Origin of the sequence: Wolbachia endosymbiont (group A) of Andrena hattorfiana (genome assembly GCF_947179565.1) — a bacterium.
Taxonomy (GTDB): Bacteria; Pseudomonadota; Alphaproteobacteria; order Rickettsiales; family Anaplasmataceae; genus Wolbachia.
This window is the reverse complement of record NZ_CAMXBT010000003.1, coordinates 212867-237810: the sequence shown is the minus strand read 5'-3', so window position 1 is coordinate 237810 and position 24944 is coordinate 212867. Positions and strand designations below refer to the sequence as shown.

Annotated in this window: 21 protein-coding genes and 5 pseudogenes; 13 read left to right on the top strand and 13 right to left on the bottom strand. The window is 36.0% G+C overall.

Translation table 11 applies throughout. The features are described from left to right. Window positions 1-192: 192 nt before the first annotated feature. A complete protein-coding gene (locus tag OM966_RS06155) occupies window positions 193-1260 on the top strand; it encodes a lipase family protein (protein WP_264329235.1) in 1068 nt (355 codons plus the stop codon). A 43-nt stretch (window positions 1261-1303) separates the two neighbouring features. On the opposite strand, the gene OM966_RS06150 is transcribed toward OM966_RS06155, so the two are convergent. The 7 genes and pseudogenes from OM966_RS06150 to OM966_RS06120 all read right to left on the bottom strand — a co-directional run. After that, window positions 1304-2131: a 3'-5' exonuclease gene (locus tag OM966_RS06150; RefSeq protein WP_264329234.1), complete on the bottom strand. Its 828-nt coding sequence runs from the start codon at window positions 2129-2131 to the stop codon at window positions 1304-1306. Further along, window positions 2124-3008: a GTPase Era gene (era, locus tag OM966_RS06145; protein WP_264329233.1), complete on the bottom strand. Its 885-nt coding sequence runs from the start codon at window positions 3006-3008 to the stop codon at window positions 2124-2126. The genes OM966_RS06150 and era overlap by 8 nt, the downstream gene beginning before the upstream one ends. A gap of 276 nt (window positions 3009-3284) precedes the next feature. Next, window positions 3285-4232 carry an IS110 family transposase gene (locus tag OM966_RS06140; protein ID WP_264328356.1) on the bottom strand — a complete coding sequence of 316 codons (948 nt, stop codon included), beginning with the start codon at window positions 4230-4232 and terminating at the stop codon, window positions 3285-3287. Window positions 4233-4350: 118 nt separating this feature from the next. After that, window positions 4351-4563: a hypothetical protein gene (locus OM966_RS06135; protein WP_264329232.1), complete on the bottom strand. Its 213-nt coding sequence runs from the start codon at window positions 4561-4563 to the stop codon at window positions 4351-4353. A 3-nt stretch (window positions 4564-4566) separates the two neighbouring features. Continuing rightward, window positions 4567-5250 carry a hypothetical protein gene (locus OM966_RS06130; protein ID WP_264329231.1) on the bottom strand — a complete coding sequence of 228 codons (684 nt, stop codon included), beginning with the start codon at window positions 5248-5250 and terminating at the stop codon, window positions 4567-4569. A gap of 23 nt (window positions 5251-5273) precedes the next feature. Continuing rightward, window positions 5274-6288, bottom strand: a pseudogene (locus tag OM966_RS06125) (IS110 family RNA-guided transposase). 222 nt (window positions 6289-6510) lie between these two features. Beyond that, window positions 6511-6966, bottom strand: a pseudogene (locus tag OM966_RS06120) (hypothetical protein); the annotation flags it as partial. 118 nt (window positions 6967-7084) lie between these two features. Between OM966_RS06120 and OM966_RS06115 the strand changes: the two are divergent. Then, a complete protein-coding gene (locus OM966_RS06115; protein ID WP_264329229.1) occupies window positions 7085-7543 on the top strand; it encodes a hypothetical protein in 459 nt (152 codons plus the stop codon). Between the two features lie 12 nt (window positions 7544-7555). Here the strand turns inward: OM966_RS06115 and OM966_RS06110 are convergent, their stop codons facing one another. The 6 genes from OM966_RS06110 to OM966_RS06085 form a co-directional block, all read right to left on the bottom strand. Then, entirely contained in the window at window positions 7556-9715 is a 2160-nt protein-coding gene (locus OM966_RS06110) for an AAA family ATPase (protein ID WP_264329228.1), read from the bottom strand. Beyond that, window positions 9630-10850, bottom strand: a complete 1221-nt coding sequence (locus tag OM966_RS06105) for an AAA family ATPase (RefSeq protein ID WP_264329227.1) — start codon at window positions 10848-10850, stop codon at window positions 9630-9632. The genes OM966_RS06110 and OM966_RS06105 overlap by 86 nt, the downstream gene beginning before the upstream one ends. After that, the gene (locus OM966_RS06100) at window positions 10847-11341 is read right to left on the bottom strand and encodes a hypothetical protein (protein ID WP_264329226.1); all 495 of its coding nucleotides are present in this window, start codon (window positions 11339-11341) and stop codon (window positions 10847-10849) included. Before OM966_RS06100 ends, OM966_RS06105 begins: the two co-directional genes overlap by 4 nt. A 40-nt stretch (window positions 11342-11381) precedes the next feature. Then, window positions 11382-12185, bottom strand: coding sequence for an AAA family ATPase (locus OM966_RS06095; RefSeq protein WP_264329225.1), 804 nt, complete (start codon window positions 12183-12185; stop codon window positions 11382-11384). 18 nt (window positions 12186-12203) lie between these two features. After that, window positions 12204-13019, bottom strand: a complete 816-nt coding sequence (locus OM966_RS06090; protein WP_264329224.1) for an ATP-binding protein — start codon at window positions 13017-13019, stop codon at window positions 12204-12206. 88 nt (window positions 13020-13107) lie between these two features. Next, window positions 13108-13599, bottom strand: a complete 492-nt coding sequence (locus OM966_RS06085) for a sigma-70 family RNA polymerase sigma factor (protein ID WP_264329223.1) — start codon at window positions 13597-13599, stop codon at window positions 13108-13110. Between the two features lie 855 nt (window positions 13600-14454). On the opposite strand from OM966_RS06085, the pseudogene OM966_RS06080 reads away from it, so the two are divergent. From OM966_RS06080 to OM966_RS06030, 11 genes and pseudogenes are all read left to right on the top strand, one after another. Beyond that, window positions 14455-14910 (top strand): annotated as a pseudogene (locus tag OM966_RS06080) (crossover junction endodeoxyribonuclease RuvC); the annotation flags it as partial. Window positions 14911-15031: 121 nt separating this feature from the next. Beyond that, window positions 15032-16274, top strand: a pseudogene (locus tag OM966_RS06075) (DNA modification methylase). Window positions 16275-16287: 13 nt separating this feature from the next. After that, window positions 16288-16770 carry a hypothetical protein gene (locus tag OM966_RS06070; protein WP_264329397.1) on the top strand — a complete coding sequence of 161 codons (483 nt, stop codon included), beginning with the start codon at window positions 16288-16290 and terminating at the stop codon, window positions 16768-16770. A 2-nt stretch (window positions 16771-16772) separates the two neighbouring features. Beyond that, window positions 16773-18257, top strand: coding sequence for an ankyrin repeat domain-containing protein (locus OM966_RS06065; RefSeq protein WP_264329221.1), 1485 nt, complete (start codon window positions 16773-16775; stop codon window positions 18255-18257). Beyond that, complete coding sequence (locus OM966_RS06060) at window positions 18254-20083, top strand: phage terminase large subunit family protein (RefSeq protein WP_264329396.1); 1830 nt, start codon at window positions 18254-18256, stop codon at window positions 20081-20083. The genes OM966_RS06065 and OM966_RS06060 overlap by 4 nt, the downstream gene beginning before the upstream one ends. 1 nt (window position 20084) lies before the next feature. Then, window positions 20085-20310, top strand: a pseudogene (locus OM966_RS06055) (hypothetical protein). Then, complete coding sequence (locus OM966_RS06050; protein ID WP_264329220.1) at window positions 20307-21020, top strand: glycoside hydrolase family 25 protein; 714 nt, start codon at window positions 20307-20309, stop codon at window positions 21018-21020. The pseudogene OM966_RS06055 and the gene OM966_RS06050 overlap by 4 nt, the downstream one beginning before the upstream one ends. After that, on the top strand, window positions 21014-22408 hold the full coding sequence (locus OM966_RS06045; RefSeq protein ID WP_264329219.1) for a phage portal protein: 1395 nt from the start codon (window positions 21014-21016) through the stop codon (window positions 22406-22408). The genes OM966_RS06050 and OM966_RS06045 overlap by 7 nt, the downstream gene beginning before the upstream one ends. Next, window positions 22408-23469, top strand: coding sequence for a S49 family peptidase (locus OM966_RS06040; RefSeq protein ID WP_264329395.1), 1062 nt, complete (start codon window positions 22408-22410; stop codon window positions 23467-23469). Before OM966_RS06045 ends, OM966_RS06040 begins: the two co-directional genes overlap by 1 nt. Before the next feature lie 54 nt (window positions 23470-23523). After that, window positions 23524-23898, top strand: coding sequence for a head decoration protein (locus OM966_RS06035; protein WP_264329218.1), 375 nt, complete (start codon window positions 23524-23526; stop codon window positions 23896-23898). Between the two features lie 35 nt (window positions 23899-23933). Further along, window positions 23934-24938 (top strand): major capsid protein, encoded by a 1005-nt coding sequence (locus OM966_RS06030; protein WP_264329217.1) that lies wholly within the window; start codon window positions 23934-23936, stop codon window positions 24936-24938. Window positions 24939-24944 lie beyond the last annotated feature (6 nt).

The window sequence follows — 24944 nt, the reverse complement described above, 5'->3', positions numbered from 1 at the left end:
AAAATTCAACTTAAAGCAATCTTATAGCGAAAACAAAAGTAAAGTGCAACACCTTAAAAATAACTTTTTTAATATGCCTAACGTTTATATTAACCAAAATTTAACACAAAGGTTAATATTTTGCTTGCTAGTGCATTATAACTCTACTATTTATTCTATGGAAGTAAAATTTTTTTATTCTAACAATAGTAATTGAAAAGATGCAACACCTTAGCTGAAGAAGTATACAAAACTGGATTTGAAGTTACTACGGAAGGTTATGAAATTATTCCATCCCCTGAAAAAATGTATAAAACTAGAGCTGAACTTACTAAAGAAAGTTATGAAATCATTCCATTTGGTAATAGCTTTGAAAAAGATGCTGGTCATGTTTTCATAAAAGGTAAAGAAATAACAATAGCTTACCATGGTACTCGCTTAAAACATGGTTTATGGGGCTTAAATGATCTAATTACTGATCTAAATGCATCTTTTACTACCTCGGAACTTTTATCTAAAGGTGGAAGAATTCATCGTGGTTCTTATAACTCATTTACGGATTCATGGCCTAATCTTTATGGCATTTTAAAATCTCACGCTGAGAAACAAGGATCAGAAATCAAAGATTTTAGAATTAATCTTACAGGTCACAGCATGGGAGGGGCGATTGCTAAGATAGCTGCTTTATGTCTTAATAAAACAGAAAGAGCTGAAGATATTCATGTTGCAACTTTTGGTGATCCAAGAGTTTTTGACCTTACTGCTAGTAAATTTTATAATGACGTTCTTCAAGAAAAAACCATTAGAGTAACTCAACATAGACAAGATCCAGTGCCAGCAGTATCACCTGGTCTTTTTGGTTATGCTCATGTAGGTGCACAATTAAGAATATCAGCACCGGAAGGATATTCTTTTCATAAAATAGATGGTTATCATGAAGCTGTTAAAGTAATGGATGAAAGTGATTTCAAGTCAAATAATAACGTATCTCTCTTTTACTATCCCGTTAGGGCATTAAGTCAAATTAACTCTGCAGTTTTAGGTAATGCTCAACATTATGCTGCAAAATTGGGAAGTTATATTCTCGGTGGAACAAATTTTTTTGAGGAAGTAAAAAAGGAATATCAAGATAATAAATTAAAAAATTCTTCTCAGGTTGAACAAGTAGAAGTTGAGCAGATAGCACATGAAAATTCCTCATCTATTCAGATTGAACAAGCAGAAGTTGTGCAAAGCAAGATAGCATATGAGAATTACTTGTCTACTGCAAGGAGTTTATAACTATTACTATGGAGCAATTATTAGATTGCTCCATAACATCTATTCATTTAAATTCAATATAAAAATTTCCACCACAAGTTATTTGCCATTCTTCTTTAAATTTCTTTAGGTATTCTTTTTTTTCGCACTCTAAAAGCAACTCTTCCACGCTTTTGTTGTAGCTTTCAGTAGTGATCCTTCCCTGATGATGCATGAACCTTAAGTAAATCAAATAAGTATTAATTACATCCGTTTCGCAATAATCTCGAATCTCTTGTATTTTGCCACTATCATGTAAGCCCATAACTTGTGACCCATCAACTCCAATCTTGCCAGGAAGGTTAAATGCTGCACAAACTTCGTTCATTTTTACTCTTGCAGAGGCTCCAAAACCAGAGAGGGTTTCAAGTAAGTCACAATGCCAATCACTACTATATCTTTGATTATAGCTATTCCACTTATCGCCAGCTTTATGAAAATATTCTGCTTGAATGCCATGGACCATAGCACGATACTTCAGTACTGGTATATCAAAAGTGCGTCCGTTGAACGAAACTAATCTTGGCTTTTTCTCTGATATGTAGTTAAAAAATCCTTTCACTAGCTCCTTTTCACTGGAATTTAGTGTGCCTCCAGATCTTATTTCTTGCAGTTTGAACACCTCATAACCGCTCTGGTGGCTTATATTGCAAAGTAAAAAACTGATAACTACAATTTGATGGAAGGGCTGACGCAGAAAAGAGTTTTGCCCGTTTGTTATTTCAAGATGATATTTTGTTAATGCATCCCTCTTCTCTTCTACACTACTATCATCACTAATATTGAGTAAATTTTTGCAGGAATTTGCATCTGGTATAGTTTCAATATCAAATACCAATAAAGAATTAAGCATTGCCTATATACTCCTCTGGACGGTCGATCCAAGGTCGCACTTTTACGAACAAAAAGAGGTGAACCTTGCACTCAAATAATTTTTCTAGTTCAGCACGTGCTTCGATATTAATTTTTTTAATATTACTGCCACCTTTCCCTAGCACTATTTTTTTATGACTATCTTTCAACACGAATATGATCTGTTTGATGACTAAACTCTTATCTTTTTTTTCCTCAAATTGTTCAGTTATAACAGCAGTAGAGTATGGCAATTCTTCACGCAGGTTCAAGAATAATTTTTCTCTCGTAATTTCTACTGATAAAAAATTTGTCGAGGAATCGGTTATTTGATCTTCTTCATAAAACCAAGGGCTCACCGGTGCAACTTCAGACAAGTAATTCATCAAATCAGAAAGTCCATCATTCTTTAATGCTGATATCGTAAAAACTTTTTCAAATTTATAAAGCAAATTCAGATGCTCATGCGCCATCTTGAGTTCTGGCCTTTTTACCAAATCAGTTTTATTGATAACCAAAATGCATCTGCCTTTTGTGCGCTGCAGCCGCGTAAATATAGTCTTAATTCTTTCTATATTTTTCAAATAATTGCTTACATCAACAAGTAACAAAGTGATGTCATCACCCTTGATTGCTGACCATGCAGATTTGACTAAAGCTTTTTCAAGTTTTGTTTCTGCTGAGAAAATTCCTGGGGAGTCAGTAAAGACAATTTGTGTGTTGTTGCATGTTGCAATACCCCTTATTTGCGTCCTTGTTGTTTGCACTTTGGGTGTAACAATTGCAATTTTCTTGCCTATGATGCTGTTAATTAATGTAGACTTCCCAGCATTTGGTAAGCCAGCTATGGTTACAAATAAGCACTTTTGTTCTTTCACAAAGGAAATTATAAAGAAAACTGGATGCCAGTGTCAAGCACTGGAATGACAAGTTCTCGGCAACCCCTACGTCATATCAACTATGTTTTTTTAAAAATTTTTTATTTGTAATTTTGCAACTTCATATGGGCAATAAAAACCCATTTGTTATAGAAACAGAATTTTGTATCAAACAGCCACCACAGCAATAACTGAAATTGGTTAATGAATATGCGCGTCCACACACATTAAAAGCGCATATTCATTAACCAATTTCAGTTATTGCTATGTAAATTTTTAAATATGCAAATTAACTGCTTCTTTAAGCCTTGCATTAGCAATCACTATTATTTTACGCATTAGAGCTGTTATAGCCACCATCTTCTTCTTACCACTTTCAATAAGCTTAGAATAAAAGGCACTAAGTGCAGATTTGGACCTTGTAGCAGCCATGGCAGCTGTAAAAAGCTTTGAACGAACGTTACTTCTTCCACCTATAATCCTTCGGTAGCCAATAGCTTTACCACTTTCCTTAGGATGAGGCGCAACACCTGCAAGGCTTGCAATTTGCCTTTTATTTAAAGAACCAAGTTCCGGTATGAGACACAATAAACATTGAGAGGTTTTTCTACCTATTCCAGGGACTGTTTCAAGAATTTTTTGGCATCGTTGCAATTCAGGATTTTCATTGACTATTTTTTGTATAGCTTGATCAAGCTTTTCTACCTGGTTGTTGAGGAATTCAATAGCTTGTTGACAACTTTCCTTAATGTAATCATTTCCAGGAGTTTTTAGCCTATTCTTCTCTTGAACAAGCATTTTCGTAATATCGTCACGACGCTGACAAAGTGCAAACAAGGTGGTTTGTTCTTTTGAGATAGGTGTAAATAGCTGCAAATGTCCACAACGCTCAGAACCATATTGGGCAAGCGCTTTTGCATCAAGACTGTCGGTCTTTGCCAAAGTTCCATGAGATAGAATGAAGTTTTTAACTTGACGAGTATTAGCACGATGCACAGCAATGTTTCTATCAATAAGAAAATACAATAAGCCAAGCTCATAACCTCCTGTAGCTTCTAAAATTACCATGGAGTTGGGCAAGATATTTGAAAATTTTTGGTAGAGTTGTTTCCAACCAACACAACTATTGTCAAATTTGATGACACCTTTTTGTTCATTAACTGCAGTAAAAAATTCAAGTTTTCCGATATCAATGCCAATAAAATTTTGATAAGATGTAACCATAAAGAACCTCGAGAGTTTAAGTTAAAATTTAAGATTGTAAACGGGTGCATATATATGTCCCAAACAACTATTCAAACGTCTCGAAGGATAGGCTTGAGTACCTTGATATCTACGTATGTTATAATACTACCGTCTTACGGTTGCTCAAGCCTGGCGATAACCACATTTTTATAGAGTTATCTTTCTTCTTGCTTCTTTTTATATCACATTTCCAACTTACAACCTTCTTGTACGTCAACAAAAAAGTTACAAGAACGTTGAATAATGAACTTAGATTTTGTTGATTCTTCTGATCGAAGTGTTTTTCTTTCAAAAAATAGACTATTGTCATATGTCAAAATGTTACAACAAAGGAAAAAGTTTCTCTTGTAGCTGCAGTTCTGATAAGCGGCACAGTGTGCTCTAAAACCAATAAAATCCCAGGATTTTCAATATCTTTAGGTTCAAAATATCTTCGCCCTGGTGGTAAGGCTTCTTTTACTTTGGTGCCAACCATAATTCCTAGCTCTCTGATCACTTGATTTGCTGCATCCGTGAAACCGAAGGTAAATTTAAGATATAAATTATTGGTTGGCATATTTGAAGATTTAAACCTTCCCGAAGGAGTTATAAGTTCTCCATTTTCATCACCTGTGCAAAAAAGGACTTCATCAACAATGCGTCTTCCAAGTTCATTAAGCAGCTTTGTAGAAGTAATGGGCTCTGCTGGTGTACTTCGAATATACTCTACAGTAACTGTACTGTCCGCTGTAATAGAGCTATTTTCAAGGCACTTAACAGTACCAGTATTGCTGTCAATCGTATAATCTATGCTTGGCTTATAGGTTGTTGAGCCTTGAAAGATTTTTACCTCTTTAACTGGGAAATGATCGAGCATTACTCTATTCTTAACAAAAGTTTTTTCTGCTCTGTGGCTACTCTCCCAATTTGAATTACCACTACCCCAAGCAAGATGTATAGGCTGTTCTTTTATACTTGCTGCTATTGCTGCTCTACCGGACTGTGTGAGTATTGACATACAAATTTTACATTTAATCTTTATCAAATAAACAAGCTTTCCATAGATAACTTTGTTTTGCGGTTTTTTATATGATCAGGATCAAAAGCCTTTTTTGAACTTAGGACACCAAAAATAATATGGAGTAACTTACGCATTGCAGCTCCCACAATAGCCATATTATGCTTACCTTTCTCTTTCAACCTTTCGCAAAAAGTCATAATAATAGGGTTATGATTCTTGGCTACTATAGCAGGAAAGTACATTGCCTTACGTAATGTTCGTGAACCAGTTTTACTTAATCTGGGCTTGGCATGTACAGATGAACCTGATGTTACATTTTTTGGTATAGTTCCTGCATATGCTGCCAATTGCCTGGCATTTATAAAGGCTTTTATATCAGGAATTTCAGCTAAAATAGCTACTGCTGACTCCTCTCCTATGCCTGGAATAGTCAGTAAGAGTTGAAAATCTTCCAACAATTCTTTGTGTTGTTTTACTAGTTCACATATGGAGTTTTTTATTGTTTCTATTGATTGTTCTATGGTCATTGCTAGGTTTTCCCAAACATTTACAACTTCTTCAGGCAGTCTCTCTGTCTTTTCTAAATGATTATTTACTAATGTTAATTCATCTTTTAACGCATCTGAACAACGATAAAGATGTTTTAATTTTTTCTTTTCAGGAGAAGCAACGAGAAAGTTCCTGTCTTTGACAATAATCTGCAATAATTTCTGCATCAGTCTGGTCATTCTTTTGTCGTGCAAGCTTACTTTTTGCATAAAACCTTATGCAAGCTGGATTTACAACACTCACAAAATGTCTAGCGTTATAAAGGAATTCAGCCAAAGCCTCGCTATAACAACCAGTGGCTTCCATGCAAGCTTTTACTTCTTCTACGTTATGTTTTTGTAGAAAGTTCAGCAGACTTTGAAACCCAGTATCATCATTTTTAAATTTCCTTTTCCTAGTTTCATGTTTTCCTTTTTTGCTTATGAATGAGAGAGAAACATCAAAATGTTCTTTTGAAACATCTATACCTAAAAAGTTGTTGATCATATATAACCCCATATGTTACCATTAAAAATGAAAAGTAAGGCTAACCTTGTGAATACAGAATTAGAACCATTTGGTCTTTCTAAGATACCGTCCAGCCTATAACTTTTGAGAAGGGACTCTTTCCTATACCACAGATTTTATATCTAAAGTTATTGACAAAGTTTTCCCTTCTCTACCTAATGTTTAAGCTTAAAACACTAGATGCTTTTTTCAAGATACAAAGTTATTGGTTGGTACATTTGAGGGCCTAAACCTTCCAGAAGGAGTTACAAGTTCGCCGTTTTCATCACCTGTGCAGAAGAGAACTTCGTCTGCAGTACGTCTGCCAACTTCATTTATCAGCTTTGTAGCATTGATAGGCTCTGGTGGTGTGCTTTGAACGTACTCTATGGTAACTGTACTATTCTCTACAATAGAGCTATTTTCTGTGCGCTGAATAACACTAGTACTGCTATCAACTGTATAGTCTATGTTTGACTGATATACTGTTTGTCCTTTAAAAACCCTTACATCTTTAATAGTGTGGTGATCTAGAGCTATTTCATCCTCAACAAAAACTTTTTCGACCTGATGACTACTTTCCCATCCTGCATCACCATTTCCCCAGGCAAGATGTATAACTTGCTCTTTTATACTTGCTGCTATTGCTGCTCGACCTGATTGTGTGAGTATTGACATTCGAAAGTTCGACCCCTATAGTATATATACACGGTAGCTTCAAAATTCGTCCAAAAAATTTCTACTTTTTTATTAAAAATATACTACAATGAGTTTATTGAACGTAATAAATTAATAAATGTCGCTAACTCCATCTACTGAGCTATCTCAGCCTAGGATAATGCATTTGCATATTATAAATAACTCAATCTACATAAATAACATCCAAGTTATCAGTAAGTATTCAGTAGCATGTCTTGATATTATGCATGTGTTATTAGCTCAGTTTTGGCAGGATTTCAAAAACGGATTGCCAGCAGAAAAATATAAATTCCTTAATATTAATCAACTAGGAGAGCGTTTGGGTTTTAATTCAGAAATTCACAACTTAGAGTACAAGATTAGAAGACCCCTAAATAGAATGATCAAAGCAATAAAAGAAAATTTATTCGAGAAGCTTGGCATTGATTGTAACGATATTATTGAGAATGTCGGCTGGCCAGGATACTCTTGCAAAGACCATGGTTACCGTCTCAATCCCTTTATACTTTCTTTAGGTGCTGCTAAGTCTACAGAACGTTCTTTGAGTTGCCTTTAAAAAATGGAAATCTTACTTGAAGTTAAAAATTCCAGCACCTAACTTAAATTTACCTTCACCTCTTGCAATTGGACCATTTGGAACATCAAGCCATTTATCTTCTTTTGAGTTTGCAGCCATACCTTTCACTACCTTATGTTCGTTTAATAAGACCTGTATTAAGTGCTCAAGCTTATGCCTACTGATATTATGAAATATAGCTGGTAATCTGTGCCTTTGTTTAAACACTCCTGGTCCGCCTGTATGGGTAAATGGATGTCCTGCTTGTGCTGAAATGGCAATGGCTTGCATAAGTATCTTTTTTAGATATTCATCAGACAATGTATTAAGTTTAAGCTGCTCGGATATATCCTCAAGTAAGCCAATTGGTGAACGTAAGTAAGTTCTTGTACTTCTGTCTGCTAACCCATTGGATTTGACTATAGCTCCTTGATAAATCGCATTGTTAACTTTTGCGATTTTCAGATCATTAAATACTGAATTTTGATGTTCTGTAGACGCAGGCCATAGTGCAAAAGAACACCTAACTCCATCAACAAGTGCAGTAGTGCCTCTTATTGCTTCTCTTGCTTGTTCTACGGTTGAAATTTTAGGTTTTCTCATATGATGTGCAGTAATTACACTAGCTCCCATTTCAGCTGCTAAACTTGCAAGTAATCCTGTAGAAAACCAACCAAGCTCTGGATCTGAATTTATATCAGCATGGACAAATGATATTAATGGATCAAAGATGATTAGTTTTAAATTTTTGATTGTACTTAACTGTCTACTAATATTTTCAAACTTTTCTGAAATTTCAGGACATTTACCGCGCATGTTGGTTTTTAGCATAGAGAAAGGTCCTCCCATATTTGGCATAGGTATAATAAATAACCGATCATGATATTCTGCTCTTTTACCTTCAGGATCAAGACGATCAAGGCGACGATGTATTTCATCTGCATCATCCTCTGCTGAAAAAATCACCACTGATCCATGCTCAGTAACAAGTGGGCCAAAACCACATACTTGATCTGTATCACTTGCAACCTTAAGCGCTAGGTCAAGAAGAAGCATACCTTTGCCTGTGTCTCCCATAGCAGCTACTATTGAAGTTACGCCTAAAGGAAATAATCCTTCAACAAGAAATCTTTGTACTGGTGCTTGACCTAAATAACGACTCACACTCCAATCTAAAATGTTAAGCGACTGTTTTGCAGAATTTTTTTCGATAAATTCTTCAACGTTCATTCCTTCTAACACACCGTCTGCAGCATCCCAACTCTTTGGCTTGTTTTGTGGAATCTTTAGAATAGAAAATGACGCGACTCCAAGCTCTGAAAGCTTTTTTTTAGCATTTTTAGCATATTTTTTACCTGCTTCATCATTATCTGGCCAAATGATAATATGTTTTCCCTTAAGTGGACTCCAGTCTGTTTTATCAATAGGTGCATTTGCTCCAAACATCGCTGTTGTTGCAGTAATCCCCTGTTCTATAAGTGCCTCAGCACATTTTTCTCCTTCCACAAGAATAATTTTATCAGACTTTAAGATACCTGGAATGTTATAGAGTGGCCTTATATCTGGTTCACCAAAACTTAGCTTTTTAACATCAAATGGACGATATTCCTTCTTTCTTTCAGGAGGGTCATAACGGTAAACTATAACAATAACTTGGTTGTTTTCATCGTAATAATTCCAGCTACAAGTCATGTACTGTTCTAGATCTTTGATACTCTTTTTTTCTCTAGTATGTTGTTTGCCAAGCCATTCACCTATAGAAGCCATTACTTCAGAAAACTCTGTCCTCGCGTTCTTCCCGTGTATGACTGCCCAGAGATCGATAATGTCACCACTATCCCCGGTTGCGAAATCGTTCCATAACCCGGTTTTACTACCACTTAGCTCTACTCTTAAACTTTTTCCTCTATTACCCCAGACATCGCCTACTTGAAACTCATTTTTGCAAAAAGTGCCATTAGGTAGTAGGTACGAAAGACAAGATCTGATGTTTTGTAAAAGCTGAGTTTTAAGCTCTTCTTTTTCAATCGATATGCCCGTTTTTCTGTAGTGTAAAATCACAATAGATTTAACAATTTCAACTTTGCTATGCCACAACCTTAGAAGCTTTCCAACATCCGTTAGCCCTGCTAATAAATTTTGCTGGTATAGGTTTTCCGTTTCCAAGTTCATACGCTACCTGCAGGATATTTTTGCTTCTACTGGGTTGAAACATTATTATACCAGATGTATAGAAGCTTCTGAGTGCATTAGCTCCAACTAAAGCCTGAAACGGGTCTTTTTCCAGTGTAGCTGTGGATACTTTTTTAGTGTGATGGGTCATAATTATTCCAATGCCGATAGAGCGTAATTTTTCAATCCCACTCCGTAAAAGAGAAAGTGGCATCAGATGCGTTGTCAGAGAGTATATTGCAATAAGATCGATCATCTTTGTCCCAAATTTTTCCACAATAATGTCTTTGATTCTCTCTATTCCTTCGTCATTCAACGTTATTTTTATTTCTGAAGTAATGACCAAGTTTTCTTTTACCAAACTCATAAGCTTTTTGAGCTCCTGCACTTGCCTTCTCACACCGTCACGATTCATTTCGTCCTGTAAATATAGTATCTTTAGTGGCTTTGCAGGCTTCATATTAAGAAATGATATTCCGGCTGCCATATGTGCTAACAGAGAAAGTAGAAAACTGGTTTTGCCAACCTTTGGAGTATCGCCTATAACTAAAAGCCCCCCTGATGTCAGAATTCTTGGGCCTATGACATCTTTCGGCATTGGAGATTGATCGCTTAAATACTGTCCTACAGAAAATGCCTTTTCCCCCTTTGTCCACTTTTTTATTTCTTCTTTATTTTGTAATTTCTCAGTATTTTTAGTATTTAACCACTCCTTGGCAGAATCTATATTACCTTTAATTAAAGTCCAAAGATCAATAATGTCACCACTAGCCCCTGTGGTAAAATTACGCCAATTACCAGCTTTTTTACCTACTATTTTGACCATAATGGTATCTCCATTTAAGCTGCCAACATAAGTCTTCTCTTGGTAAAACTTACCATCTGGAATTAGGTAAGGTACGCACTCCTTAATATTATCAATCAATAATCCTTTTATTTCCTTTCTCTGCATAAAACCCCCATACATACTTTTCATACGTTTAGAGCTGAGATTAGCTAGCTCACAAACAGTTTCAAAAGATTTCGAATTTAACCACTCAGTTGCTTCCTTCTTTAGCTCTAGATTTTTTCCTGCTGCATCTTTGATAGCTCTCTCAATTACAGCAATCCAGAGCTTCTCCTCTTCGTACTTCAAAATGGTAACCAATCAACTTCAGATTGTTCTGGAGTAATAACCGTAGCAATTCTATTCCTGTCTCCATATCTACTATCGGTCTCAATGCCAACTTTTGCGGTAAATTCTAGGCCATTTAAATCTGCAATAGAGTTCAGCTTACGAGCAAGAGTTGCCTTTTCTGAAGTGTCATGTGGATGAATGTTCCGTGCTGACTCTAAAATACTTCGCAACATAGAACGACCAGATTCTCCCCAAGTATCTTCTCCTTCAACGCTTGCTTTGCCACTTTTTATACCAATTACTTGATAAATCTTACGTTTTGCATATGGCCCTTCAGTGACAGTAAATTCAGCGTTTAAATAGATGCTGCCAGTAGTATAGCTTTTAGTGAACCAATTTTCATAACCACCAGGTTTAATTGCCATTTTGACTTTCACCGTTGTCCCTTTTGGTATTAAATTACTTTGTGATTTTGCAGTATTAAAATCAGTTAAAAAATCTGATAGCATATTGTCCTCCTATAGATTAATTGTAAAGTGAAAAAAAGAATCAACTCCATTGGTCTACAATCTTCCAACGACCATTTATCTTATCGACAAGCTTACTTGCCACACGTTCACCATTACGCAGTTCAAATACTATCTGACGTACAGTGCTTTCATCATCTTGAGAAAACATCACCATTCCCGTACTGTAAAATCCCCTCAAAGAACCAGCTCCGCTTAAACCCTGAAATGGATCTTCTTCCAGCATTTTTTTTGATAATTTTTTTGTATGATGAGTGAGTACAATGCAAGCATCTGGATTGACAGCACTGCGTAGCTTTTCAAGAGTCTTTTGCAGAAAGAACAACATAGCACTATTATCATTTTCATTTCCATACTCGCTGCTAAAGATGTTACGTAATGGATCTATGGCCAAAACATCAGGTTTAAAGCGTTCATTCACAATTTCCTTGATTTCACTTATTTCATCATGATTAAATGATAAGTGCACTTTTGGCGTAATGATTAAGTTGTTAGCAGCCACATCCAAAAGTTCGTTATCAAGTTGAAGTTGTTGCAAACGTTCTTTCATATATTCATATTCAATTTCAGTTTGCATGTAGAAAATTTTCAAAGGTCTATTTGGTGTCATACCAAGAAATGATCTACCAGCAGCCATGTAGATAAGCCAAGAGATCAAAAAGTCGCTTTTGCCGATTTTAGGTGGGCCACCCAGTACCAATAAGCCTCTTTTTGTTAAAATTCTAGGGTGGATAATATCTTCTGGTGTTGGTGATTGATCATCTAAGTATTCTTTCACACTGAAAAAGGGAATTTTTTGACTGATATTGAAAAAGTTTTGTTCCATATTACTCCAATTTTAAAATTAAACTAAGGCAACAGAAGCCAAGGTTTTGGCTTTAATTTTCTCAAGTAATTTACCGAGATGCGGCTCTTCAACCATGTCAAGGCAACCACTTCGATCTTTAGCTGGATATCCCCAAGAATTAATGGTCTGACAGACAAAAGAACGCTTTTCTGTTCCGTTCTCTTGTTTAATACCAACCATGCTGATTACCTCATCAACAATTCCAGGAATTTCACTAGCAGTTTTAGTCCCTTCACATTGAGGCAGCCAGGTTGAACGATTGCAATCATCAAGATACTGACCTAATGTGCCAACTATGATGATGTCTTTATCCCGAATATGTTGAAGCTGATTGAGCCAAGCCATCATTTCTTGGGCAAGTGTTCCGTAAGCAGCCCTTTTATCTTCTCTTCCCGATCTATCGGAAAAAGCCTCAGGTTGCATCCTTGCCCATGAAAAGCATAAACGTGATGCTACAGTGATACTATCGATAAAAATGCAATGATATTTAAAAAACTCCGAAGAAAGATCTTTGTACTTGCCAGATACATGCTCATAGTGTCTTTGACTATATGCTTGATCAGATTTTAATGCAGGGTTTGGCCCACCAATAAGACAAGCAATATCTCTTGCCTCATTCCAAGTACGCATATTGATTGAATCTCCCTTCCAGTCTTGCACAGCTAAAAGTCCTGCTTCAAAATCAAGACAAAGTGTTGTTGATTCACCAAGAGTTTTAAGCAGGCTAGTTTTACCGATTCCATAAGGACCAAAGATCACAATTTTCGTTCCTGTTTGCGTCTTCAGTCGTTCATCTCTACTAATTATTTTCATTTTTCTCCTGGTTTGATCACTCAGATATATATACACGGTGACCTATGCAATTCGTCCAAAATTTGCAAAAAAAAAGTTTAAGCAAATCTCATTTTAGAGATGAAAATTTATCGCGTATTTGCCTTAAAATGTTGTAGACAGTTGTTTTTGGTATGCCTGTTATTTTGGAAGCTTCGGTAATAGTAGAAACCTTAAGCAGCTCACATAATTTTCTATGAGATTCCGGTAGTTTTGAGATTATATTTTTTACGTCAATGTATACCATTATATCATTTTCAAGATATTTACAATCTGGTATGTTATCATCAATACCAAAGTTGATCTGACGTTTGGTGCACAGTTGATTACGTAAGAGGTTACGAGCACGATGTCTGGTTAAATTAGCAACAAAAGTATTAAAGCTACTTCTTGTTTCATCATACAGACTAAGGCAAGGCCAAACCTCACAAAAAAGTTCCACCTCTATGTCTTCAAGACTCTCATGAATAAAGCAGTTAACATATTTAAGATAATGAGCGTAATACTTTATATATTTAATAACTATTGGATCAATACCTGAAAAAGAATTTCTAGATTGCATAAAAACCTCGAATAATCAAAGGTTTATTACTAATTCTTCTTTCAAGACTCTGCAGAATTTAAATAAGAACAATTTGGCTATTATGAAAAATTAAATAAGACAATTGTTGTTTTATTAATAAATAAAATAAGACATCTATGAAATTAAATAAGATAGACTGTGCTGATATGAAAATTGAACGAGAGAAAATTTGATTTCCAGTTTTGTGAGATCTTGCCGTTTCTAGTGAATTGCTGAAATTTGGAAACATAAAATGTAGTACAGCTAAGTTATTAAAATTCTATCCTTTTTTGGCTGCTTTATATACAAAAATCCTGCATTTCCATTTTTAAAAATTGAGCCAATTGGAAAGGGATGAAACCCTCTATACTGGCTGATTTCCAATTTCCGAAAACCTTATATATTATATAATGTATGTAAATATTATATATACATATATTATAAATAATAATAAATGAATAAGAATGGAAAGTATATGAAATACTAAAAAAATTACAAAGGAAAAAACTTAAGGAAAGAAAGGAAAAGCCCCTTAGGTACATTTGTAGCACCTTTAACATAGATAGATGAAAACAAATTGAGTTATCTGGATTTTCCGGTGTATTACTTCTTTAGCTGCTCAAGCAGTAGAAAGGATCTGTAGTAATTTGATTGCTATGAGACAAACCTTTTAACAAACTTAAAACATTTTTTGCAAAGAAATAGCAGCCTGCTAAGCTGTATAACACTCGTTATAAAATTTTTACGTTACAGGGTATCCACTCAAATAGTTAGCAACTATATAAAAAACTTTCAACATTTTTTGGACGAAATTGCAAGCAACCGTGTATATATACTATACAACAACTTCCGATAATGTCAATTTTAACACTTGACCTAGGCAAACAAACCGGCTGGTCAATTCTTACAGATGGAGTAATTAAAAGTGGTAGCAAAAGCTTTCATGGTAGTCGTTTCAGTGGAGGTGGAATGTGCTTCTTAAACTTTCGTAACTGGCTCAATTCTTTGAAAGACATTTCTGTAGTGTACTTTGAGGAGGTGAGAAGACACCTAGGAACTGATGCTGCACATATCTATGGAGGGTTTTTAGCACACCTTTCTGCTTGGTGTGAAGAGAACAATATTCCCTACCAAGGTGTTAATGTTAAAACTATAAAACGCTTCATAGTAGGCAAAGGCAATGCAAGTAAGAGTGAAGTTATTGAAGCTGTAAAGGAAAAAGGTTTTTTGCCTAAAGATGATAATGAATCTGATGCTTTGGCTTTAATACTCTATGTTATGAATATTAGTAAAGATCTTAATAATCAAAAATCCCATAAAAAGTGGGTCCTTTCAGCCAGACTGGCGGGTTTGGTGGGTTCGACCTCAGGCCTTTTCTAGTGTTAGACATATTTTGAATATTAACTTTTTAATTATTAAGAATTTAAATTATATGAATTTAGCAATCCACTATTATCCTGTTGAAAACCTAGTTGAATATGAGCGTAACCCACGTAAAAATGATGACGTAGTAAACAGAATGTGTGCTTCAATCAGGGAATTTGGCTTTCGTATTCCAATAGTTGCAAAAAGTGATGGTACTGTGGTTGATGGTCATTTAAGACTGAAAGCAGCAAGAAAACTTGGTATGGAGAGTATTCCCGTGGTCTTAAGTGATAATTTAAATGAACCACAAACCAAAGCTTTTCGGTTACTTGCCAATCAATCAGCTAATTGGGCAAAGTGGGATGATGAGCTTTTAAGAGTGGAAATTCAAGAGTTAGAAAATTTGCAGTTTGATCTTAAAATGACTGGATTTGAGCTAGAAAAAGTCCAACGCTTTCTTGATAATCTTGATGGAAGGGAAGAACAAGGGGGAAAAGGGAGAAAAATTTTCTGATTTAGCTGGTGATGACAAAAAAGTGGAAATAACAAAACCAGGGGATCTATGGATTTTAGGTGGTCATAGAATCTATTGTGGTGATAGCTGCGAAGTTGAATCATTTAAAGCGGTGTTAGACGACAAAATGGCAGATATTACGGTGTGTGATCCTCCGTATAACGTTGATTATGGCGCTAGTCAAGAAAGAGAAGACAAAAAAATACTAAACGATGATCAAGGTGAAAAATACGAACTTTTTCTGTATGACGTTTGTACTCATGTTTTAGCATACACCAAAGGGGCAATTTACATTTGTGCATCATCATCGGAGCTTTCGACCTTGCAGAAGGTATTTGAAGAAGCAGGGGGAAGATGGTCAACATTTATCATTTGGGCAAAGAATCATTTTACGCTGGGAAGGTCTGACTATCAAAGACAATACGAAGCAATACTTTATGGTTGGAGAAGCGGCAATAAACGTGAGTGGCATGGAGGACGTAATCAAAGTGATCTCTGGTTCTATGATAAGCCAACATACAACTCACTGCACCCAACGATGAAACCAGTGGAGTTAATGGAGAGAGCGGTAGTAAACAGCAGTAGGCCAGGAGATATTGTACTTGATCCATTTAGTGGTTCTGGCAGCACACTAATTGCATGTGAAAGAACAGGAAGAATCTGCAGGACAATAGAGCTAGATTCAAAATTTGTAGATGTAACTATAAAACGTTGGCAAGTGTACACAGGTAGGGAAGCTATTCTTTCTGGTACTGGCAAAACTTTTGCACAAATTCAAGAAGAAAAACAGCAATAAAGGGGCAAAAAAAGTGGAAAAAATCACGCAGACGGAATGGGCAAGAGAGATAGGAGTATCAAAGCAATATGTCTGTTATTTAGTGAAGAAAGGAATAGTTGAGTTAGAGGATGGACTCATTGACCGAGAACGAGCAAATAGGGCTATAGAAACAATCAGAGATCCAAGTCAACCACTGAGAAGAAAAAACAATTCAGAGAACGAAAGCACAAGTAACCTTTCTACAATGCTGCTAAAAACGCGAATAAAAAATGAAATGGAGCGGGGAAGATTATTGGAGGCAAAGGCAAAAGCTGAGATAGGAGAACTTGTAGCAGTAGAAGAAGTAAAAACTGAAGCATTTAATGTAGCAAGAGTTGTACGTAATAATTTACTTAATATTCCAAATAGAGTTTCAGCGCTGCTTGCATCACTGAGTGATACTGAAAAGATTCATAAGACGCTAACTGAAGAGATTACAAACTCACTTGAAGAATTATCTAACGCTAAATTTTAATAATGTCTGCTAACTTAAGTTTAGAATTAATAAAATGCCTCATTAATCAACCGGGAGTAGATGTAAATGTTAGAGGATTAAACGGAAAAACCCCACTACATTGCGCTATAGAGTTTGACGAGTTAAGCATGGTGGATCTGCTGCTCACGAAAAAGAATATTAATCCTTTTGTGGAAGATAATGATGGCAGAACATCTCTTGATTACGCCAAAGAAGGGAAAAAAGCAGAAATATTGAAAGCGCTAATTAATAACAAATACGGGTCAGAACAAGATAGTTTACTTCATTTAGCTGCAATGATAGGTGAAATTAATGCAGTTAGATATTTGATAGGAAAAGGTATTGACGTTAATATACGAAATGCTTTGCATCATACTCCATTACATCTAGCAGCAGGCATAGGACATGAGAATATTGTCAAAATTTTAGTGGAAGAAGGAAACGCTGAAATCGAGGTTTTTGATGCACGAAATCAGACACCAATGCACTATGCAGTTAATAACAAAAAGTTGGAGATAGTAAAGTTACTGCTAAGGCTAGGAGCAGATGTAAATAGCGCGCGCATAGGACAAAACTCAATGAAATTATCACCTGTGCATATAGCTGTAAGTAATACTAATTACGATGAAAGAGACTTATGTCTTGATATCCTCAAATGCTTAATAAAGGAGCCTAATGCTCAAGTCAATTTGCAAGACTACGAAAATAGAACACCACTACATTACGCTGAAAGACTTAAAACAATAGAAGTTTTACTAACTCGAGAAGATATAGACCCTCTGGTAAAAGACGATAGCGGCAAGACACCATTTGATTACGCTAAACCTGAGATAAAAAAGGCTTTGATGAGTAATAAATACGGTTCTGAAAAGAATAGTCTATTGCATTTAGCTGCACAAAAAGGAGAAATTGAGCTTATAGATGCAATTTTAAAGGAAGAAATTGATATTGATATTTCAAATAATAAAGGTTTATCACCGATTTACCTTGCTGCAGAAAAAGGGCATTTACATGTAGTAAAGTTATTGCTGAAAAAAGGAGCAAATTATACACCTATTTTACATTTAGCAATCAAATCAAACAATTTAGAATTACTAAAAGTTTTGTTTACTGAAAAAAATGGGGCATTGCTCTGTAGAGATACAGCTGTCAAATTTCCAACCCTTAATAATAAATATATAGCACAGAGAGAAATAGCAGATAAAAGGATGAAAAAGCATAATAACATTATCTGCATCTATATTACGGTCAGCGCAATAGCAGTAGCAGCATATATAGGTTTAACAGCAACAACAATAAGCAGTGCAATCATTTTTGCAACAATGACAGGGATATTTGCTCTTGCTGTAGCAATAATGCTAAGTGAGATAAGAAAAAGATATATAGAAAACGAATTTCAGAAAAAGATGTTTATGGAACTGGAAGAGTGTAGTCCTACTGTTAATGGTGTTGAGTTAGAACCAATTGTGAGTAGATGCAGGCAATGATATATGCTAGAGCTTTTTCTGAAGGTTTAAGACCAGATCCGCAGCTTAAAGTATCAGAGTGGGCGAATGAGTATCGAGTTTTAGCGCCAACTGCAGCATCAGAGCCAGGAAAGTGGAGAACAGAGAGAACTCCTTATTTAAAAGAAATCATGGATTCACTATCTCCATCTTCTCCAGCGGAAAAAGTAATATTCATGAAAGGAGCGCAGATTGGGGGAACAGAAGCTGGTAACAATTGGATAGGCTATATTATAGATCAGACTCCTGGTCCAATGTTAGTTGTGCAGCCAACAGTTGAAATGGGAAAGCGTTGGTCAAAAGGAAGATTTGCGCCGTTAATAGAGAGTACGCCATGTTTAAAGAGTAAAGTAAAAGACCCAAGGTCAAGAGATTCAGGGAATACTGTACAAAGTAAGGAATTTCCAGGTGGAATAGTAGTAATAACTGGAGCAAATAGCAGTGTAGGACTGAGATCTATGCCAGTAAAATACCTCTTTCTTGATGAAATAGATGCTTACCCTGGAGATTCAGGAGGAGAAGGAGATCCAGTTTTACTCAGCATAGCTCGAACCAATACATTTGCACGTCGAAAGATTTTTCTGGTATCAACACCAACGATTCATGGAATAAGCAGAATTGAAAAGGAGTTTGAAGCGACAGATAAGAGATACTTTTTTGTTCCCTGTCCGCATTGTAGTTATTATCAAGTTTTAAAATGGTCACAAATAAAATGGGAAAATAATGATTCGAGAACAGCACATTATATTTGCATAGAATGTAGCGGAAAGATAGAAAATCATCAAAAGACAGAGATGCTTGAGCGTGGAGAATGGAGAGCTATAGGGGTAAAAGAAGGGGAGAAAAAAGGATTTCATCTTTCAAGTCTTTATAGCCCAGTTGGCTGGTATAGTTGGCAACAAGCAGTAGAGGATTTTCTGCATGCCAAAGAAAGTGAACAATTACTGAAAGTTTGGATCAACACAACGCTTGGAGAAACCTGGATAGATAAGGGAGAAGTACCAGATTGGAAGCAATTATTTAACAGGAGAGAATTTTTTCCCGTAGGCACAGTACCTAGGAGAGAAGTGGTACTTACCGCAGGAGTAGATGTACAAAAAGATCGTTTAGAAGTAGAAGTTGTAGCCTGGGGAAAAAGCCGCGAAAGTTGGTCAATAGACTATCGAGTATTTGAAGGAGATACTGGGGGTAGAGAAGTATGGAAAAAACTTTCGGAGTTACTCAATCATCATTTTATCGGTGAAAATGGTCTTGAATACATGATAAGCATGATGGCAGTTGATGCTGGGTATGCAACACAGGAAGTATACAATTGGGTAAGAGGTCATCAAGGATCTGGAAGAGTAATGGCAGTGAAAGGTGTAAATAAAGCACTAGTACCACTTAGTAGCCCAAGTAGAGTAGATGTAACAGTTGGTGGTCAAAAGCTAAAGAGAGGAATAAAGCTCTGGCCAGTAGGAGTATCGATATTAAAGTCAGAGCTTTTTCAACTACTTAATATTTTAAAAGAAGAAGAAGGAAAAGCTCTACCTGGATATTGTCACTTTCCAGAATATGCACCTGAATATTTTAAGCAGCTAACGGCAGAGCAATTAGTCAGCAAAGTGGTGAAAGGATATACCAAACAAGAGTGGCAAAAGGTAAGAGAAAGAAATGAAGTACTAGATTGCCGAATTTATGCAAGAGCTGCATCTATTGCGCTTGGAATCGATCGTTGGCCAGAGAGTAAATGGAATAGTTTGAGTGGAAAAATGGAAAGTAAAAAGCCTAAAAAAGTGAGGCAAAGTAAATGGTTGAATGAGAAGTAAGATGTACAATAAAGATTATTTAATTCAAGTCGAAGAAGCGATAAAGAAGCTGCAAAGTGGCGAAAGAGTAGTATCAATTGCATATGGTGACCATGTTGTGAGATATGCTGAAGTTCAGATAAAGGATCTACTAAGCTTAAGACAACGTATTAAAGCTGAGCTGAAGATTGCTGGAATGAAGCCAAAAGAGGAAAATTGTTTTTTCAACGAGTAAAGGAATTATATGAGAGAATATCAAAATTTTCTGAAACAATTAAAGTATGTAATAGTCAATAGTGGTGTATTAGAAAAAGAAGATAAATGTAAGAAAATAGCTGATTTATCAAATAAAGTATATGCGAATGCAGTAGTAGACCTATCACATTGGAATGCAGATGTAAATTTTAAGCTAGTCAAAGAAGATGGAATATTGGGTGTAGTACATAAGGCAACTCAAGGATTAAAATTTGTAGATCTAAAGTACGCAGAGAGAAGAAAAGTTGCTGAAGAAGAAGGACTTCTGTATGGTGCATACCATTTTGGAGTAGGAAAAAACGGAAAAGACCAAGCTGAGCATTTTTTAGAGACAGTAGGTGATAGTTCTAAAGTTCTACTTGCTCTAGATATAGAAGAAAACAAAAATGGAGAAAACATAACACCAAAACAGGCAGAAGATTTTGTTACTAGAGTTCAAGAAAGAACTAATAGTTTACCGTTGATTTGTGGAGGAGCTTATTTTCTAAAAGATTTTGCTACACCAATTTTAACTAAGTGTCCACTGTGGAAAATAAGATGGTATAAACTACCAAAAGGATGGAATAAGTGGGTTTTGTGGCAATACACTAATGGTCAAATGGGACCTAAACCGCATTCAGTAAGAGGAATAGGACCATGTGATAGAAGTAAATTTAATGGAACAATAGAAGAATTAAAGAATTTTTGGTTATCAGGATGTTAAAAACCTTAAAACAACTATTTAGTAAGCCAAAAATCAAAAGTTCTGCTTGGGATGCAGCAGGCTCAGGAAGAAGGGTAATGTATTGGCAAGGAGAAACAGGAAGCATAAATAATTTACTTTCTCAGAGCCTTGAAACTTTACGTAGTAGATCACGTGATATGGTGAGAAAAAATCCATATGCAGCAAATATCATTGATACAATAGTAAGTAACTCTATTGGAACAGGAATAAAACCGCAATCAAAAGCAAGGGATGGAGAATTTCGAAAGAAAGTACAAGAATTATGGCTGAAATGGACAGATGAAGCAGACAGTAGTGGAGTAAGTGATTTTTATGGATTACAAGCTCTAGTATGCAGAAGTATGATAGAGGGAGGAGAATGTTTTGTACGTTTAAGAACGAGAAAGCTGGAAGATAGATTTTCTGTGCCATTACAACTGCAAGTACTTGAGTCTGAACATTTAGATAATAAAACAAATCAAACTTTAGGAAATGGTAATGTAATAAGAAACGGAATTGAGTTTAACAGGCTTGGGCAAAGAGAAGCATACTACCTATTTAAAGAACACCCTGGTGAAAGTACGTTTGGAGAGTCAGTGAGAGTACCAGCAAACGATGTTTTACATATCTATAGACCACTAAGACCTGGGCAAATTAGAGGAGAGCCATGGCTTTCGAGTATACTTCTGAAACTTTATGAGCTTGATCAATACGATGATGCAGAATTAGTGAGAAAAAAGACAGCAGCGATGTTTGCAGGGTTTATTACGAGACTTGATCCTGAAGCAAATATTTTAGGTGAGGCGCAAGCAAATGAGCAAGGAGTAGCATTATCTGGCCTAGAACCTGGAACTATGCAGCTTTTAGACCCAGGAGAGGACATAAAATTTTCAGAGCCATCTGATGTTGGAGGAAGTTATGAAGCATTCATGAGGCAGCAGCTGAGAGCTATTGCAATAGACACAGGAATAACATATGAGCAACTAACAGGAGATTTAACAGGTGTTAATTATTCATCAATCAGAGCTGGATTAATAGAGTTTCGTCGTCGATGCGCTATGCTGCAACACAACATTATGGTATTCCAGTTTTGCAGACCAGTATGGAGTAGATGGCTAGAACTTGCCACTTTATCTGGAGAGCTTTCTACAACAGATAATCAAATATTTAAAGATGTAAAATGGATACCACAGGGATTTGATTGGGTGGATCCACTTAAAGACCAGCAAGCACAACAGATGGCGGTAAGAAATGGCTTCAAAAGTCGAGCAGAAGTAGTATCAGAAATGGGTTACGATGTAGAAGAAATTGATCAAGAAATAGCAGAAGATCAAAAACGTGCAAATGGTCTCAACTTAATGTTCGACTCTGATTGTAAAGGGTTATGATGCTCTTAGGAAAACCATTAATGCTTGAACCAAGGAGTTTTGAGCTATTGTCATTGAACAATCAAAAACATCCCACGTTTAAAAACATAAAGCACTCCATCAAAAGTAACATAGAAAGAACTGCAATTATACCAATTCATGGAATCTTGACGAAAAAACCAGGTGCATTTGATGAAATACTCGGGATGACATCATATGAGCAAATAGAAGTACAAGTAAAGCAAGCATTAGCAGATAGTAGTATAGAAACGATTCTACTTGATATAGACAGCCCAGGAGGAGAGGTAAATGGAGTATTTGACTTAGCTGATTTTATCTATAGTGCAAGAGGAAAAAAGATGATAATAGCGATAGCAAATGATGATGCATATTCTGCTGCATATGCTATAGCTTCTAGCGCTGAGAAGGTATTTGTGAGCAGAACTTCTGGTGTTGGCAGTATTGGAGTAATAGCAAGTCATATAGATCAAAGTGGATTTGATGAAAAATGTGGAATAAAATATACCACAGTATTTGCAGGAAGTAGAAAAAATGATTTAAACCCGCATGAGCCAATGACATCTGAAAGTCTGGAAAGCTTACAAAAAGAAGTAGACCGACTATATGAAATGTTTGTGCAGCTGATAGCAAGGAACATAGGTCTTTCAATTGAAAAGATTCGATCAACAGAGGCAGGGCTATATTTTGGGGAGAAAGCAGTAGAAATAGGCCTTGCGGATGGAATTACAATTCTTTCATCTATTAATAAAAACAGGAGTATTACTATGAATGAACAAACTACAAATGATGTAAAAGAAGAAACTGATAATTTAACTAAGTATCGTACTGAAGTTCTTGAATTAATACGCTTATGTAATTTATCGCATATGCCAGAGAAAATAGGAGAATTTATTGAGCAGGGCATAAGTATTGAGCAAGCACGGGAGATTTTAATGGAGTTACTTGCAGAGCGAACGAAGAAGACAGAGATACTGAGTGCAATACCACAGAATTCAGGAGAAGAGTTGATGATGCAGGTAGCAAAAAGTCGTGCGCAATCAGGCGTTAAAGTATTTTTATAACCGCCGTATATAGCATTGATAAAAGCGGCGGTAAGCAATTAAGGAGAAAAATTTATGAGTTGTATAACTGAGCAAAATAATCTAGGTGACATATTAAAGTATGAGGCATCAAGTCTATATTCAAGAGACCAAATAACAGTAGCTAAAGGTCAAAATATCAAACTTGGTGCAGTAGTTGCCAAAAAGACGGACGATGGTTTTATTAGGGTACTCAATCCCGCTGGAACAGATGGCACACAAATAGCGATAGGTGTGATAACAAGCGATGTAAATAACAAAGATGGAGATACTAAAGCAATAATAATTACTCGTATTGCCCTTCTTGCGGATCATGCAGTTGTATGGCCAGCAAATATCACTGAAGAGCAGAAAGCTGCAGCAATAAAGCAACTTGAAGAACGAGGGATCATTATCCGCAAAGGGGTCTAGTAAATAATAAGAAACATAAAGGGGGAAAAGAAAAAATGCAAAATCCATTTACAAATACAGCATTTAGCATGACGGCACTAACAAATGCGATGAATATATTGCCGATAAATTATGGACGAGTTGAAAATCTAAATTTGTTTCCAAGTAGGTCAGTAAGATTTAGACATATTACCATAGAAGAGCAAAACGGAATATTAAGTTTACTACCAACGCAAGTTCCAGGAGCGCCAGCAACAGTAGGAAAACGCGGCAAAAGAAAGGTAAGAACATTTACAATTCCACATATTCCACATGATGATGTAGTATTACCAGAAGAAGTACAGGGAATAAGGGCATTTGGATCAGAAAGTGAACTGAAAGCGCTGGCAGATGTAATAACTGATCATTTGCAATCAATGAGAAACAAACACGCGATAACATTAGAACATTTGAGAATGGGAGCGCTGAAAGGAATAATTTTAGATGCAGATGGTTCAGAATTATTAAATCTGTACAACGAATTTGAAATCACACCAAAAGTGGTAAATTTTGCCCTTGGAACAGCGACAACTGATGTAAAACGTAAGTGTCTGGAAGTATTGAGGCACATAGAAGATAATCTAAGTGGTGAATATATGACTGGAATTCATGCCTTGGTAAGCCCTGAGTTTTTTGATGCACTAACTTCTCATGCAAAAGTAAAAGAAGCATATGAAAGATGGCAAGGAGGAGCAGCGCTAAGGAACGATATGAGATCAGGATTTACGTTTTGTGGAATAACATTTGAGGAATACAGAGGACAAGCAACTGATCCTGAAGGAACGGTTAGAAGATTTATTAAGAAAGATACAGGGCACTGTTTTCCACTAGGAACAGCAAGTACATTTACAACATATTTTGCACCAGCAGATTTTAATGAGACGGTAAACACACTAGAACAGCCACTATATGCAAAGCAAGAACCAAGAAGATTTGATAGAGGAACAGATTTACATACACAGTCAAATCCTCTGCCAATGTGCCATAGACCAGGGGTACTAGTAAAAGTCGTTGCAGCATAACAATAC

Coding starts and splice junctions, on each gene's coding strand:
- OM966_RS06050 (WP_264329220.1), top strand. CDS start 20,307: ATGAGAGAATATCAAAATTTTCTGAAACAATTAAAGTATGTAATAGTC.
- OM966_RS06130 (WP_264329231.1), bottom strand. CDS start 5,250: ATGTCAATACTCACACAGTCCGGTAGAGCAGCAATAGCAGCAAGTATA.
- OM966_RS06045 (WP_264329219.1), top strand. CDS start 21,014: ATGTTAAAAACCTTAAAACAACTATTTAGTAAGCCAAAAATCAAAAGT.
- OM966_RS06035 (WP_264329218.1), top strand. CDS start 23,524: ATGAGTTGTATAACTGAGCAAAATAATCTAGGTGACATATTAAAGTAT.
- OM966_RS06110 (WP_264329228.1), bottom strand. CDS start 9,715: ATGAACTTGGAAACGGAAAACCTATACCAGCAAAATTTATTAGCAGGG.
- OM966_RS06090 (WP_264329224.1), bottom strand. CDS start 13,019: ATGAAAATAATTAGTAGAGATGAACGACTGAAGACGCAAACAGGAACG.
- OM966_RS06030 (WP_264329217.1), top strand. CDS start 23,934: ATGCAAAATCCATTTACAAATACAGCATTTAGCATGACGGCACTAACA.
- OM966_RS06085 (WP_264329223.1), bottom strand. CDS start 13,599: ATGCAATCTAGAAATTCTTTTTCAGGTATTGATCCAATAGTTATTAAA.
- OM966_RS06095 (WP_264329225.1), bottom strand. CDS start 12,185: ATGGAACAAAACTTTTTCAATATCAGTCAAAAAATTCCCTTTTTCAGT.
- OM966_RS06140 (WP_264328356.1), bottom strand. CDS start 4,232: ATGGTTACATCTTATCAAAATTTTATTGGCATTGATATCGGAAAACTT.
- OM966_RS06115 (WP_264329229.1), top strand. CDS start 7,085: ATGTCGCTAACTCCATCTACTGAGCTATCTCAGCCTAGGATAATGCAT.
- OM966_RS06150 (WP_264329234.1), bottom strand. CDS start 2,131: ATGCTTAATTCTTTATTGGTATTTGATATTGAAACTATACCAGATGCA.
- OM966_RS06060 (WP_264329396.1), top strand. CDS start 18,254: ATGATATATGCTAGAGCTTTTTCTGAAGGTTTAAGACCAGATCCGCAG.
- OM966_RS06040 (WP_264329395.1), top strand. CDS start 22,408: ATGCTCTTAGGAAAACCATTAATGCTTGAACCAAGGAGTTTTGAGCTA.
- OM966_RS06100 (WP_264329226.1), bottom strand. CDS start 11,341: ATGCTATCAGATTTTTTAACTGATTTTAATACTGCAAAATCACAAAGT.
- OM966_RS06135 (WP_264329232.1), bottom strand. CDS start 4,563: ATGACAATAGTCTATTTTTTGAAAGAAAAACACTTCGATCAGAAGAAT.
- OM966_RS06065 (WP_264329221.1), top strand. CDS start 16,773: ATGTCTGCTAACTTAAGTTTAGAATTAATAAAATGCCTCATTAATCAA.